The 14,427-nt window shown below is 63.0% G+C and carries 9 protein-coding genes and 1 tRNA gene; 3 read left to right on the forward strand and 7 right to left on the reverse strand.

Features of this window, described 5'->3' with window-relative positions:
- Positions 1 to 6: 6 nt before the first annotated feature.
- The 5 genes from G8E03_RS03085 to G8E03_RS03100 all read right to left on the reverse strand — a co-directional run bounded on the left by G8E03_RS03085 (position 7) and on the right by G8E03_RS03100 (position 6,470).
- Complete coding sequence (locus tag G8E03_RS03085) at positions 7 to 3,153, reverse strand: efflux RND transporter permease subunit (RefSeq protein WP_166188564.1); 3,147 nt, start codon at positions 3,151 to 3,153, stop codon at positions 7 to 9.
- The gene (locus G8E03_RS03090; protein ID WP_240910405.1) at positions 3,150 to 4,340 is read right to left on the reverse strand and encodes an efflux RND transporter periplasmic adaptor subunit; all 1,191 of its coding nucleotides are present in this window, start codon (positions 4,338 to 4,340) and stop codon (positions 3,150 to 3,152) included. The genes G8E03_RS03085 and G8E03_RS03090 overlap by 4 nt, the downstream gene beginning before the upstream one ends.
- Positions 4,340 to 4,621, reverse strand: a complete 282-nt coding sequence (locus G8E03_RS17280; RefSeq protein WP_205793204.1) for a hypothetical protein — start codon at positions 4,619 to 4,621, stop codon at positions 4,340 to 4,342. Before G8E03_RS17280 ends, G8E03_RS03090 begins: the two co-directional genes overlap by 1 nt.
- A gap of 72 nt (positions 4,622 to 4,693) precedes the next feature.
- The gene (locus tag G8E03_RS03095) at positions 4,694 to 5,662 is read right to left on the reverse strand and encodes a threonine ammonia-lyase (RefSeq protein WP_166188568.1); all 969 of its coding nucleotides are present in this window, start codon (positions 5,660 to 5,662) and stop codon (positions 4,694 to 4,696) included.
- 7 nt (positions 5,663 to 5,669) lie between these two features.
- Entirely contained in the window at positions 5,670 to 6,470 is an 801-nt protein-coding gene (locus G8E03_RS03100) for a sulfotransferase family protein (RefSeq protein WP_166188570.1), read from the reverse strand.
- 185 nt (positions 6,471 to 6,655) lie between these two features.
- Between G8E03_RS03100 and G8E03_RS03105 the strand changes: the two genes are divergently transcribed.
- Both G8E03_RS03105 and G8E03_RS03110 read left to right on the forward strand, forming a co-directional pair.
- Positions 6,656 to 8,161, forward strand: coding sequence for a DUF5928 domain-containing protein (locus tag G8E03_RS03105; protein WP_240910406.1), 1,506 nt, complete (start codon positions 6,656 to 6,658; stop codon positions 8,159 to 8,161).
- A gap of 29 nt (positions 8,162 to 8,190) precedes the next feature.
- A complete protein-coding gene (locus tag G8E03_RS03110) occupies positions 8,191 to 8,580 on the forward strand; it encodes an HIT domain-containing protein (RefSeq protein ID WP_166188574.1) in 390 nt (129 codons plus the stop codon).
- A 24-nt stretch (positions 8,581 to 8,604) separates the two neighbouring features.
- On the opposite strand, the gene G8E03_RS03115 is transcribed toward G8E03_RS03110, so the two are convergent.
- Positions 8,605 to 9,552 carry a hypothetical protein gene (locus G8E03_RS03115; protein ID WP_166188576.1) on the reverse strand — a complete coding sequence of 316 codons (948 nt, stop codon included), beginning with the start codon at positions 9,550 to 9,552 and terminating at the stop codon, positions 8,605 to 8,607.
- Positions 9,553 to 9,611: 59 nt separating this feature from the next.
- Between G8E03_RS03115 and G8E03_RS03120 the strand changes: the two genes are divergently transcribed.
- Positions 9,612 to 9,688, forward strand: a tRNA-Arg gene (locus G8E03_RS03120).
- Positions 9,689 to 9,891: 203 nt separating this feature from the next.
- Here G8E03_RS03120 and gltB read toward each other — a convergent pair.
- Positions 9,892 to 14,421: a glutamate synthase large subunit gene (gene gltB, locus G8E03_RS03125; protein ID WP_166188578.1), complete on the reverse strand. Its 4,530-nt coding sequence runs from the start codon at positions 14,419 to 14,421 to the stop codon at positions 9,892 to 9,894.
- Positions 14,422 to 14,427 lie beyond the last annotated feature (6 nt).

The raw sequence follows: 14,427 nt of genomic DNA on the forward strand, positions 1-14,427 counted from the left end.
GCTGGATCACTCGGCGGGCACGGCGTGGCCGGACTGACGCTGCGTGCGCCGCCGTGCCCGCCATTCGCCCAAGCGAACGCCCAGCATCAGCATGGCAGGCGTCACGATCAGCGTCAGCACGGTTGCGAACACCAAACCGCCCGCGATGGCGGAGCTTAGCTCCGTCCACCATTGGGTCGAGGGGGCGCCGAACACGATGGAGCGGTTGAAGAAGTCGATATTCACCCCGATCACCATCGGCATCAGGCCGAGCGCCGTGGTCAGTGAGGTCAGAACCACGGGACGCAGACGTTGTGCCCCGGTGCGCAGCAGCGCTTCGCGCGCGGATTGCCCCTCCTTTCGCAGATCGTTGTAGGTGTCGATCAGCACGATATTGTTGTTCACCACGATACCGGCCAGCGCGATCACGCCGATCCCGCCCATGACGACGCCGAACGGGCGCCCGGTGATGATCAGCCCCAGCAAGACCCCCGCGACCGAGAAGACGATCGCGCTCATCACCACCAGCGCCTGATACAGGCTGTTGAACTGGGTAACGAGGATGACCACCATCGCGGCCAGCGCGGCGAAAAATGCGGTTATCAGGAACGCGGCGGCATCGGCCTGATCCTGTGCCTCACCCCCGAAAGTTGCCTCGACGGACGGGGGCAGATCCAGTTGGTCTATGGCCGCTTGCAGTTCGATCACCTGATCGTTGGGCAACAGGCCGGGGGCCACGTCGGCCTCGATCGTGATGACGCGCCGCTGATCGCTGCGGTGGATCGTGCCGGAACGTGGCGCGGGCACGAAATCGACGAAGTTGCCGATGGGGATCAGGCCCGCAGCGGTGGGAATGCGCAGGCTTTCCAACTCCTCCAACGTGCGTTCGTTGGCGGGAAAACGGACCCGGATGTCCACCTCGCCTTCGGCGTCGTCGGGGCGGTATTCAGCGACTTCGATCCCGTTGGTCAGCAGTTGGACGGCCTGACCCAGAAGAGTGATGTCGGCACCGAAGCGGGCGGCCTCGGCCCGGTTCACGTCCAGTTGCCATTCCACGCCGGGAAGCGGGCGATCGTCGGTCACATCGGTAAATCCGCCGACCCGATCCATGGCCTCGCGGATCATGACCACGGCGGCCTGCTGATCCGCGGCGTTGCGCGATATCACGTCCAGCGCAATGGGCTTTCCAGCGCCGGGACCGGCCTGCTGCACGGCATATTGCACGTCTATGCCGGCAATGTCCGCGACAGCATCGCGGATATCCTCACCGATCTGTTCGGCGGTGCGGCGGGTGTCCCATTCGGTGAATTCCAGCTGGATCGTGCCGATCACGTCCTCATCCGTCTGCCCGCCGCCCAGGGTGGATCGGGCATAGACGCTCTGAATCTCGTCAAAGCCGAGCAGGCGATCCTCGACCTGGCGCACCAGCTCATCCCGCTCGTAGATCGAGAAGTTGTCGCGGGAGCGGACCTGAACCTGCGCGAAATCAGGCTCGACCGAGGGGAAGAACGACACGCCGGTGCCGAACTGGCCATAGGCGACGAAGGACGCAACCAATGCGATAAGCGCGAAGATCAGCGTGCGGCCCGGGCGCAGGATCGCCCATTCCAGCGCGGCGACATAGCCGCCGGCCAGACCCTTCATATCGCGCGGATCGCCGGTTTCCGCAGCGGCGAGTTGCGCACGTTGCCGGGGGGATTGCGGTTGCGCCTTGCCGATCAGTCCGCCCAGCACCGGAATGAAGATCAGCGCCATCAGCAGCGAAGCGCCAAGCGTGACAATCACCGTGATCGGCAGGAATTTCATGAACTCACCCACGATGCCGTCCCAGAACAGCAGTGGGAAAAACACGCTGAGCGTGGTCGCGGTCGAGGCGATGATCGGCCACGCCATGCGCTTTGCCGCATGGGAATAGGCCTGGCGCGGGGTATCCCCGGCCAACAGCCGCCTATCGGCCAGTTCGGTTGTGACGATGGCACCGTCAACCAGCATCCCCACAACCAGAATCAGGGAAAACAGCACGACGATATTCATCGTGTAGCCCATCATCCACAGCACCGCGACACCGGCCAGGAACGCGCCGGGGATCGACAGGCCGACAAGGATCGAGGTGCGAATGCCCAGGGCGAAAACGATCACGATCATCACCAGCACCACGGCGGCGATGACGTTGTTTTCCAGATCGCCCAGCATGTCCTCAACCTGCGCGCTTTCGTCCTGCATGTATTCGATGCGGACGGTATCGGGCCAGTCGCGGCTGGACTGCTCGATGACGTCCTTCACCTGTGCGACGGTTTCGATGATGTTGGCGCCGACGCGTTTCTTGATCTCCAGCGCCAGCGCGGGCTGGCCGTCGATGCGGGCGAAGCTGTCGGGGTCGCGGTAGGTGCGGCGCACGGTGGCGATGTCCGCGAAGGTGACGACGGTGGTGCCCCGCACCTTGACCGGCATGTTCAGAACGTCGTCCAGATCCTCGATCAGGCCGGGCACCTTGAGCACCAGACGCCCCGCGCCGGTGTCGATGGCGCCAGCGGCGATCAGGCGGTTGTTGCGACTGATCTGCCCGATCAGTTCCTCGAATGTCAGGTTGTAGGTTTCAAAGACGGTGGGGTCGATGAGGACCTCAAGCAGCTCCTCACGTGTGCCGCCGATATCGACTTCCAGCACACCCTCCAGGGCCTCCATGTCGTCCTGCAAATCCTCGGCTATGCGGATCAGGGTCCGTTCGGGGACGGGGCCGGACAGGATGGTGGTCAGGATCGGAAACAGCGAGGTGTTGACCTCGTTCACGCTGGGTTCGGTGGCGTCCTCGGGCAGGTCGGTCTTGGCGCGGTCCACCGCCTCTCGCACCTTGCTCATGGCCTCTTCGGACTCGAATCCGGGGTCGAATTCCAGCGTGACGGAGGCATAACCCTCGGCCGCGGAGCCAGTCATCTCCTTCAGGCCCTCGATGGAGGACAACTCGGTTTCCAGCGGTTCGACCAGCAGACGCTCACTGTCCTCGGGGCTGATCCCCTCCAGCGTGGTGACGACGTAGATGATGGGGATCGCAACCTCGGGTGAGGATTCCTTGGGAATCGCAACATAGCCCACGGCGCCGATCGTCAGGATGGATATCAGCAGCAGGGCCACCACGCGGGCCCGCCCGAAGGCGGCGGAGATCAGGCTGTTCATTGTACCTCTTCCGCAACGGAGGGCGATACGGGAGCGGCCAGATTGACCTGCGCGATCGCCGCCTCGTCACGTGGATCGACCTGCTCCCCGGCGGAGACGAAGCCCTGACCGATGGTGATGATCGTGGCCTGGTCATCCAGCCCGGACACCCAGATGCCGTCGGTCTGGGCCCGCACGATTTCCACAGGGGTGAAGCCGACCGTATTGTCCTCTTCGAGGGTTTTCACACCCAGAATTCCGTCGGTCCCCAGCGCGAGGACCGCGGGGCTGATGAAATGAGCCGTAGCCTCACCCACAGGCACGCGGATCTGGGCCGAAACACCGGAGGGGATGGCCCCGTCCGGGTTCGCGACCTGAACCTCCGCCCGGAACGTGCGGGTCTGTGCGTCGGCGCTGCCCGACACGTAGGTCACTGTCCCCTCACGGGTTTCCCCGGTAATGAAGCTGACCATCGCTGACTGGTCTGCACGGATACCTGACACTGCCTGCTGCGGCACCTGCACCTCGATTGTCAGGGGATCGGTGTCGATGATGCGGCCGACCTCGGTTCCGGCCTGCACATATTCACCTGGGTCGATGGTCAGATCGTCCAGCAATCCGGGAAAGGGCGCGCGGATCACGGTGTTGTCCAGCCCTTGCTCGACCGTGGCAAGTTGCGCCTGCGCCGTGGCCAGGGCCGCGCGGGCATCGGTCACGCGGTCCTGCGTGGCGACCCCGCGTTCCAGCAGGGACTGCGCGTTTTCCACTTCGCGGGTGGCGCGCTCGATCTCGGCGTTGGCCTGGGTCAACTGGGCGGAGCGTTCGGCGGCGTCGATCCGGGCAATCTCGACCCCGGCATCGACGATCTGGCCCTTCTGCACGCTCAGGCTCTCGATCTCACCCGAGGTTTCGGCGCGGATCATCGTCTCGCGATCGGGCAGGGCCTGCCCTTCGGCCACGAAGAACTGCGTGACCTCCTCCGCGACGGAGGCACGCACGGCGACCGTGGCGGCGCGGCGACCCGCGTCGCGCGCTTCTGGCGCGGCGGCTTCCTCAGCCGGAAAGATGTAGCCGCTGCCCATCCAGGCGATCAGCGCCAGCGTCAGGGCGGTCGCGACCCAGCCTGAAACACCCGACCCGCCCGAGGTTTCAAAATCGAGCGTGTCCGCCGCATCGGATGCGTCGGTCGTCTTGTTCATATCGCTCATTATGCCGAGGCCCCGCCGTTAAGTGACTGTAGTTCTTTAAAGTTCCGTATGACTTGGTTGTGGTTAACGTGAAAGTCAACGAAACGGTTCAGACGAACGGCACGTCCCCGGTCGGATTGCCTGTGGCAGTTGCCCGGGTCATAGGAAAAAAATCGCGAATTCAGAAACTTGCTGAGGCCACGCGCCGCGCAGGGCGGCAGATCCCCGGCCAGTTCCCTGACCAGAGCGGTGCAGCCGAATTGATCGGAGAACGCTCCGCGCGGGTCTGTCTGGATATCCATAGACGTTCAATATGGATTTAACGTTGCTGGATGTAAGTGAGCGCGGTTGAACCTTTCGTGACGTAACGAGGGTCAGTCTGCGTCCAGAATCCTTGCATGGCCCGCGCGCCCGATATTCGATCCGCAGGCGATGACGGCGACCCTCTTTCCGGCCAGTTCCGCGCGCAATGGCCCCGTCAGCGCAGCGAAGGATGCAGCGCAGGCCGGCTCCACCATCAGCGACAAATCGGTATTGAACCGGCGCATCGCCGCGATCAGCTCGGAATCTGGCAGGGTAAGCATCCGGTCCACATGCGCCTGAACGGCGGAGAAGGTCAGCGGCTCCGCCCGCGATGCGGCCAGACTGACGGCGACGGTCTGCACGCTGTCCAGGGTTTGCGGCGATCCCGCCTCGACCGAACGGGTCATGCCCGCGGCACCGACAGGCTCCACCCCGATGACCTGACAAGCGGGGGAGAACAGCTTGACCGCGCGCGACACCCCGGCGATCAGGCCGCCGCCGCCGACGGGAACGATGACCGCATCCAGATCGGGCAGGGCGCAGACGATCTCGTAACCGCAGGTCGCGGCACCCAGCAGCATGTGCGGCGCCTCGAACGGATGCAGCTTGGTGCGGCCCGTCTGGGCGGTCTTTTCATCCAGATAGGCCAGATTGGTGGCGGAGCCGCTGGTCCGCTCGATGGTGGCGCCCAGGTCGGCCACCCGTGCGACGGTCTGCGGGTCTGCGGCCTCCGGCATGATGATCAGCGCGTCGATACCGGCGGCATTCGCGGCCCATGCCACGGCCAGCGCGTGATTGCCCCCGGATGAGGCGATGACCCCTGCCGCGCGCTGCGCATCCGTCATGGTGTCGATGCCCAGCAGCACACCGCGCGATTTGAAGCTGCCGGCCTGCTGGAACAACTCCATCTTCATGAAGACCTGCGCCCCCTCGGGCAGGACATCGGACAGGCGATCGGTGGTCAGTGGCAGGATCGGCGTCGCCACGATCCGCCCGCGCAGCCGTTTTGCCGCCGCGTCGATCTCGTTGAGATCGGGCATCCCGTGCTCACTTCGTGAGGCGCGCGTAAACCTCATCAATGTCGATCTCCTTCACCGGGGGGTTCCGGTTGGGTTCCTTGGCGTATTTGAACAGATTGAAATCGCGCCGATAGATCTCAAGCATGATGAAATTCGACAGGTCGTCGAAATAATCCTCGATCGGGTGGGCCTGCTTGGGGCCGTGTCCGGCGCTCTCGTTAAAGCGGGGCATGGTGTCCACGTCGATCGAATGCCGGGTTTCGACCTGCGACAGCACATGCTTCATGCCGTCGTTGAACCGCTCCGTGGGAAAGATGTAATTGTAGCGCCCGCCATTGCGGATCAGCGTCGAGACATGGCCCGAGCAGGCGGACCAGTGAATGTCCGGGTCCATCGGTTTGCGAAACCGGATGGTGTCGCGCACGAACAGCAGGAACCGCCGGAAACTCTTGATCTGATCGAAATCGCCTTCGACCTCCACCCCGTAGCGCTTGGTCAGCATCGGGACCAGATTGCCGCGATAGCGTTTGCCATTGCGCTGGATGCCTGCGATCTTGTCGAAGAAGCTGGACAGGATGCGGCTGTACGGATTGCGCACGGCGGTGAAAGTGTACAGCTCCCGGCCGGTGACGGCGGCCTCCAGCAGAGGTTGGCTGTCCTCAAGCGCCCATTTGTGGATGCCTGATTTCGCGTCGTGAATATCCCCGTCGAAATATTCGCCGTGATCGGCGTAATACATGATCTGACCCACGGTCGAGCAGGCGCATTTCGGCACCACGCGGTAGATCATCGACTGGCTTTCGGTCATCCATGTTCCGGGAAAGGGCATTCTCGCCTCGCAGGTAAGTCCTCACTTACTTCATTGGAGGCGGCAGAAGTTCAAGTCAAGAAAGCTGAAGCGGTGTCAAAGAGCTTGCCCCGCGCCATGTGTCGTCGCATTGAAGGCATATGGTTCAGATTGCTTATATTCTGCTTTGCCACAAAAACCCCGATGGGGTCATCGCGCAGGCGCGTATGCTCACCGAATTCGGAGATCGCATCGCCATTCACGTGGACAAGAGCGCCCCGCCCGAGGTCTGGAGCACGATTCGAAAGGAGCTGGCAGGCGATCCCAACGTAGTTTTCGCGGACCGGGTCAAATGCGGCTGGGGCGAATGGAGCCTGGTGGTCGCCACGCTCAACGCCTTGCGGATCGCGCGCAAGAGCTGGCCGGACGCCACGCATTTCTACTTCATCTCGGGCGATTGCATGCCAGCGAAATCCCGCGCCTATATCGCCCGGTTCCTAGAGGAGAACGACAAGGATTTCGTCGAGCATCACGACTTTTTCGAAAGCGACTGGATCAAGACCGGGATCAAGAAAGACCGCCTGCACTACCGCCACTATTTCAACGAACGCACGCGAAAGGCGCTGTTTTACGGCTCTCTCAAGCTGCAACGCGCCTTGGGCTTGCAGCGTGGTACGCCGAAGGGGCTGACGATCCATATAGGCTCGCAATGGTGTGTTTTGCGGCGCAAGACCCTGGACCGTGTCCTGAACCTGATCGCGCAACGCCGGGACATACCGAAATTCTTCTCGACCACCTGGATCCCGGATGAGACGTTCTTTCAGACGCTGGTCATGTACGTGACGCCCCGTGATCAGGTGGTCAACCGGACGCTGACATTCCTCGCATTCTCCGATTACGGATTGCCGCTGGTGTTTCACGACGATCACTATGACCTGATCCGAACACAGCCGCATCTGTTCGCGCGGAAGGTGTCCGAAAACGCGCTGAACCTGCGCGATCATCTGCGCGCGCTTTATTCGCAGAAGTTCGACCGCATGGTCACCGCGGATACCGCCGGGGCGCTATATGCCTATGTCACGCAACGTGGCCGGATCGGGCGGCGATATGGTGAGCGGTTCTGGGAACGCGGCGGCAAGATCGGTCGCGACAGCGAAATGCTGGTGGTCGTGTGCAAGAAATACCATGTCGGAAAGCGGTTCATGAACGCGGCCCGCCGCGCTGGCGGCCCGCCTGCTCACGGCTATGTTTTCGATGAGGATTCCGGCGTCCTGCCGCAGCTTGGCGGGATCGAGACCTCGAAACCCAAGCGGGGACGCCACCGCCGGGCGGTGTTGCGAATGCTGCTGGAATATCATGGCACGGATCGCTTGATGATCTGCCTCGACCCTTCGAATTTCGAGGCGCTGCGCGATATCCGCGATGATCAGTGCAGCCTGCGAGTGATGGAGTTGCGCACCCATATCGACGACGAGTACCTTTTGGGACATGCGAAACGTGCCGGGCTGCTGCCCGAGGAGGCCCAGATGGCGGATTCGATCCCCTTGATCCGCACCCTGGACCGGCAATTCAAAGATGACAGCAATGCCCTGCGCGATCTGGGGCTGACGCATCTATATGCGCTCAACCCCGAGGACAGTGCAGATCTGGCCGGCGAGCAGATCGCCCGCTTTCTGGACATCCCGTTCGGGGACGGCCGCGATTTCGCGATCTCCGAATTGACCTTCGACTGAACCGGACCCCATGAAAGAGGAGAGCCACCATGGCCTATACCTATGACGACCAGAACATCTTCGCGAAGATATTGCGCGGTGAAATTCCCAACAAGACGGTGATGGAGACAGAGCATTGCCTCGCGTTCGAGGATATCGCCCCACAGGCCCCGCAGCATGTGCTGGTCATACCCAAAGGGGCCTATGTGACCTTCGACCACTTCGCGGCGGAGGCGAGCGAAGCGGAAATCACCGACTATATCCGCACGCTGGGCAAGGTTGCGCAGCAGATGGGCGTGACGCCGGATGCGGGATCGGGATACCGGATGCTGTCCAATGCCGGACCGGATGGCCATCAGGAGGTGCCGCACCTGCATGTCCACATCTTCGCCGGGGCGTATCTGGGCCAGATGATCGACGTCCCAAGCTCAAAGGACTAACGGACTTCGAGGCGGGCATCGGCCCTAGCGCAGCCAGAGGTCGGCGGCGCGCAGGCGTTTGCGGATGTCCGCCTCATGCGCGGGCAGACCGTCCGCGAACAATGCGCGCGCCGCGGCACCCCCCCCGCGATAGAGCATTCTGTGGAACGGGGGATAGCGTTTGAGCAACTTCTTGACCCGGTTTATCTGCGCGACCTGTTCCAGCCGTGCGATCACAGCGTCGGGTTCGCGGGCATAGGCCAGTGGCAGAGTGCGCCAGTGGCAGGTCGCCGCCCCGTCGAGGCCGGGAACCGCGCGCGGGGCACCGCCCTCGGCCGCGATGACCAGCGGCAGTGCGATCTGATCCAGCCACGGCATCAGCGCCTGTCCCGCCAGCGCCTCACCCGGATCGCTGCGGATCTCCGTCGCATATCTTGCGAACAGCTTGCCGAACCGGCGCGGGCAGGGACCAAAGAACCATCCGGCGTTGTAATAGGGATACCGCTGCCAATCGCCTGGTGGATGGTCGGTATCCTCAATCAACTCTAGGCCGAATCGCGCATGGAGGGCACGCCAGATCTCACCCCTGTCCGGGCCGCCGGGAACAGGGTTCGGCCAACTCGCCGTGCGGCGCAGACTGGCAGCGGGGCGCGCGGTGTCGATCCGGGGCAGGGGGCCCAGGAACAGCGTGTCGGTGTCGAGGAAGAGGAACGGCTCTGCCTCAGGCAAGGCGGCAAGGGCTTCGATCTTGTTGCCATAGGGATAGGCTGCGCCGAAATGCCTGCATTCGAACGGAGTGATCGGTGCGTGGCGTTCCAGCTCCCCCCGGATATCGGGGTCCGCGATGCGCGGATCCGTCGGCCATAACGGGCCGGGTTGCGGCTCCATCAACCACAGTCGCATGTCGGGGGAGGGTACATAGCTGGCGGTCGCCAACAGCGCCTCATAGGCCAGCCGCCCCTCCTGTACCACGATCATCACGTTTAGCGGCATGGTGCCCCCATCAAGAACCGTTGCGCTCTCCTCACGCTTACAGTATGCAGCGGACGGACGCACCCATAGCTCAGCTGGATAGAGCGCTGCCCTCCGAAGGCAGAGGCCTCAGGTTCGAATCCTGATGGGTGCACCAATCATATCATTTCAGTGTATGTTTTGCTCGGTGTGGGATTTTTGCGCAGAAATTCTATCCGATGCCGCTTTTCATAAAGCAGGCTTCAGCCATGGAAATTGCTGATTATTAAAGGCCACTGACACAATGGCACCTGTAAGGGTGCTGTCGTGGGAGGTAGTTCAAAGCAGCATCGCTGCCCCCGTGGCCGGGGGCAGCTGGTTTCATTCCGCCGGGATCGCGTCGGCGCGGTCGCTGAGAGGGGCGGACAAACGGTTCAGCATTTCCTTGGGGCAGACTTGGCGGAACCGGGTGATTTCGTCCGACCAGTTGCGCAGGATCTCCTCGCCCCGGCGCGATCCGGTCTCGATCACGTGCTGCTCGATCAGATCGCGCAGCACGCGTTCCCAATGGGCGCTTTCGACATTCACGGCTATGATACTCTCATCGTTCATGCGCACGTCGAAATCGCCTGCGATGTCATAGATGAAGGCCATGCCGCCGGTCATGCCCGCGCCAAAATTATCCCCGATCGAACCGAGGATGACCGCAACGCCGCCGGTCATGTATTCGCAGCCGTTCGAGCCGCAGCCCTCGATCACCACAGAAGCGCCGGAGTTGCGGACGCAGAACCGCTCACCCGCGCGCCCGTTGGCGAACAACTCGCCGGCCGTGGCACCATACAGCACCGTATTGCCGATGATCGTGTTGCTGGCGGCGTTCAGCGGGCTGCCCAGAACGGGGCGTACCACGATGCGACCGCCCGACAGGCCCTTGCCGACGTAATCATTGGCATCGCCCGAGACCTCAAGCTTCAGCCCCGGTGCCGCGAACGCGCCCAGCGATTGACCGGCGGAGCCTTCCAGCTTCACCGTTAGGTGTCCGCGCTGCAAATCGTTGCGCATCCCGAAGCGCCGCACGATATGCGACGATACGCGGGTGCCCACCGTCCGGTCGGTGTTTTCGACCGAATAGCTCAACTGCATCTTTTCCCCGTCCTTGAAGAACGGCTGCGCGTCGTGGACGATCTTGGCATCCAGGGTGTCCAGCACGGTCTGGCGCGGCTTGTCACGGTCATAGATCGTGCCCCGCTCCTCATCCACCGCGATCAGCATCGGGTTGAGGTCGAGATCGTCCAGATGTGCCGCCCCGCGTGAGACCTGCGTCAGCAGGTCCGCCCGGCCGATCACCTCGTCCAGCGACCGTGCGCCGATGCTGGCCAGCACCTCACGCACTTCCTGCGCGTAGAAGGTGATCAGGTTCACGACCTTGTCCGCGCTGCCGGTGAACTTGCCGCGCAACTCCTCATCCTGCGTACACACGCCGACCGGGCAAGTGTTGGACTGGCACTGACGCACCATGATGCAGCCCATCGCGATCAGGGCGGCGGTGCCGATGCCGTATTCCTCGGCCCCCATCATCGCCGCGATCACGATGTCGCGGCCCGTGCGCAGGCCACCGTCGGTGCGCAGCGTCACGCGGGAGCGCAGGTTGTTCAGGCTCAACACCTGATGCGCCTCGCTGACGCCCATTTCCCACGGCAAACCGGCATGTTTGATCGAGGTTTGCGGCGATGCCCCCGTCCCACCGTTGTGGCCCGAGATCAGGATGACGTCCGCCTTCGCCTTGGCCACACCGGCGGCGATGGTGCCGACGCCGGTCTGTGCCACCAGCTTGACGCAGACCTTGGCATCCGGGTTGATCTGCTTGAGGTCATAGATCAGCTGCGCCAGATCCTCGATCGAATAGATATCGTGGTGCGGGGGGGGGGAGATCAGCATGACGCCGGGGGTGGAGTGGCGCAGCTTGGCGATCATCTCCGTCACCTTGAAGCCGGGCAACTGCCCGCCCTCACCGGGCTTGGCACCCTGCGCGACCTTGATTTCCAGTTCCTGACAATTGTTGAGGTATTCCGCCGTGACACCGAAGCGGCCCGACGCGACCTGCTTGATCTTGGCCGAGGGGTTGTCGCCGTTCGGCTCAGGGCTGAAATGCTTGGGATCCTCGCCTCCCTCACCGGAATCGGATTTCGCGCCGATGCGGTTCATCGCGACGTTCAGGGTCTTGTGCGCCTCGGGCGACAGGGCGCCCAGCGACATGCCTGGCGTCACGAACCGCTTGCGGATGGAGGTGATGCTCTCGACCTCATCCACCGAAATCGGGCTGTTGCCCGGCTGGAAGCCCAGCAGATCGCGCAGGTGGATCGGGGCACGTGCCTGCATGGAGCGGCTGTATTCCTGCCAGATCTTGTAGCTGCCCCGGTCACAGGCGGCTTGCAGCATGTGCATGCCCTGAGCCTCCCACGCATGGGATTCGCCTGACCGGCGCGCCTTGTAGAAGCCGCCCACGGGCAGAATATCCGTGCCGTTGGCATAGGCGCGCGCGTGGATGTCGAGCGCCTTTTGCTGGATGCCGTGGATGCCGATGCCGGAAATGCGCGATGGCATCCCGGGGAAGAATTCCGCGCACATCGCGCGCGACAGACCCACCGCCTCGAAGTTCAGGCCACCGCGATAGGATGAGATGACGGAGATGCCCATCTTCGCCATGATCTTGAGCAAGCCTTGGTTGATCGCCTCGACGAAGCGGTCCATCGCCTGTGACAGCGGGCCGTCCATCAGGCCCCGTTCGATCCGGTCGGCAACGGAGTCCTGCGCCAGCCAGGCGTTGACGGTGGTGGCCCCCGATCCGATCAGCACGGCGAAGTAATGCGGATCGACGCATTCGGCCGATCGCACGTTGATGGAACAGAAGGTCCGCAGACCCTTCGCCGTCAGCCCCGAATGCACGGCGGAGGTGGCGAGGATCATCGGCAGCGCGACATGCTGCTCGTCCACGTTCTCATCCGTCAGGATGATGTGGTTTGCCCCGGCGCGCACGGCCTGCTCCGCCTCGGTCCGCACCCGGTCCAATGCCTCACGCATACCGTCCTTCTGCGCCGCGAACGAACAGTCGATGACAGCGGCGCTGTCCCCGAAATAGGTGAGCATGCTGTCCCAGCGCGCATTGGTCAGAACAGGGCTGTCCAGCGTCAGAATCTCGGCCTGCGCGCCGGTCTGGTCCAGCACGTTCTTGAGGTTGCCGAACCGCGTCTTGAGCGACATCACGCGATGTTCGCGCAGGCTGTCGATCGGCGGGTTCGTGACCTGGCTGAAGTTCTGGCGGAAATAATGGCTCAGCGGGCGGTACTTTTCGGACAGGACCGCCTGTGGCGTGTCGTCGCCCATCGAGCCGAGCGCCTCCTTCCCGTCCTCGACCATTGGATGCAGGATCTGCTCCAGCAACTCGATGTCGTACCCGGCGGAGATCTGGCGCTTGCGCAGATCCTCGCCTGTGCTCAACACGGTTTCCGTCGTGACCTTGGCGATGTCGTCCAGATTGCTGATGCGACCCACCCACTCACCGAAAGGTTGCGAGCCGGCGAGTTCGTCCTTCAGTTCGACATCGTGCAGCAGGATGCCGCGCGCCATGTCCACGCCCAGCATCTGGCCGGGGCCAAGTGCGCCCTTTTCGACGATGTTCATCTCATCCACCGGAACCATGCCGACCTCGGACCCGGCGATGACCATGCCGTCACCCGTCACGACATAGCGCATGGGGCGCAGGCCGTTGCGGTCCAGCCCGGCGCAGACCCAGCGCCCGTCGGTCATGGCCAGCGCGGCGGGGCCGTCCCATGGCTCCATGACGGAGTTGGAGTAGGCGTACATCTCCTCCCACTCCTTCGACATCTTGGTTGCGGTCTTGGACCAGGCCTCGGGCACCAGCATCGTTTTGGCCATTGGGGCATTGCGGCCCGCGCGGACCAGTACCTCGAACACTGCATCCAGCGCCGCGGAATCGGACGAGCCTGCGGCCACGATCGGCTTGATATCCTCGGCCATGTCCCCGAAATAGTTCGAAGCCATGCGGATTTCGTGTGATTTCAACCAGTTGAGGTTGCCCTTCAGCGTGTTGATCTCACCGTTATGGGCCAACATGCGGAACGGCTGGGCCAGCCACCACTGCGGGAAAGTATTGGTGGAATACCGCTGGTGATAGATCGCGAACGCGCTCACGAACCGCTCATCCATCAGATCGGGATAGAACACGGCGACCTGCTCGGCCAACATCATGCCCTTATAAATGATGGAGCGGCACGACAGCGAACAGATGTAGAGCTGCGGGACCTGGGCGGCCATGGCCTCCTTCTCGATCCGGCGGCGGATGACATAAAGCTCACGCTCGAACTCATCCTCGTCCACGCCCTTGGAGTTGGAGATCAGGATTTGTTCGATCTCGGGGCGTGTCGAATTGGCCTTCTCGCCCAGGCACGAGATCTCGACCGGCACGTGCCGCCAGCCATAGATCGTGTAGCCCATGCGCAGGACTTCCGTTTCCACGATGGTACGGCAGCGTTCCTGTGCGGCGAAATTCGTGCGCGGCAGGAAGATTTGCCCGACCGCGATCAACTCTCCCCGGTGGGTGTGACCCGTGCGCTCGATCTGATCCTTGAAGAACTCGACCGGGATTTGCACGTGGATGCCCGCGCCGTCGCCTGTCTTGCCGTCGGCATCGACCGCACCGCGGTGCCAGATCGCCTTGAGCGCGTTGATCCCGTTCTGCACCACCGCGCGGGAGCGGGAGCCGTCTACATTGACGACCAGCCCCACGCCACAGCTGGCGTGCTCTTCCTCGGGCAGGTACATGCCGCGCGCGGCCAGATCAGCGGCGCGTTCTTCGTAGGAAGCGGCCCATTCGGCATCGTAATTTGTCATGGTCAT

Source organism: Pontivivens nitratireducens, assembly GCF_011290545.1.
GTDB classification, from domain to species: Bacteria; Pseudomonadota; Alphaproteobacteria; order Rhodobacterales; family Rhodobacteraceae; genus Pontivivens; species Pontivivens nitratireducens.

Bases quoted from the DNA above. Each gene is read 5' to 3' on its own strand.
- G8E03_RS03105 (WP_240910406.1), top strand. From the start codon at position 6,656: ATGCTCACCGAATTCGGAGATCGCATCGCCATTCACGTGGACAAGAGC.
- G8E03_RS03090 (WP_240910405.1), bottom strand. From the start codon at position 4,340: ATGAGCGATATGAACAAGACGACCGACGCATCCGATGCGGCGGACACG.
- G8E03_RS03095 (WP_166188568.1), bottom strand. From the start codon at position 5,662: ATGCCCGATCTCAACGAGATCGACGCGGCGGCAAAACGGCTGCGCGGG.
- gltB (WP_166188578.1), bottom strand. From the start codon at position 14,421: ATGACAAATTACGATGCCGAATGGGCCGCTTCCTACGAAGAACGCGCC.
- G8E03_RS03100 (WP_166188570.1), bottom strand. From the start codon at position 6,470: ATGCCCTTTCCCGGAACATGGATGACCGAAAGCCAGTCGATGATCTAC.
- G8E03_RS03110 (WP_166188574.1), top strand. From the start codon at position 8,191: ATGGCCTATACCTATGACGACCAGAACATCTTCGCGAAGATATTGCGC.
- G8E03_RS17280 (WP_205793204.1), bottom strand. From the start codon at position 4,621: ATGGATATCCAGACAGACCCGCGCGGAGCGTTCTCCGATCAATTCGGC.
- G8E03_RS03115 (WP_166188576.1), bottom strand. From the start codon at position 9,552: ATGCCGCTAAACGTGATGATCGTGGTACAGGAGGGGCGGCTGGCCTAT.
- G8E03_RS03085 (WP_166188564.1), bottom strand. From the start codon at position 3,153: ATGAACAGCCTGATCTCCGCCGCCTTCGGGCGGGCCCGCGTGGTGGCC.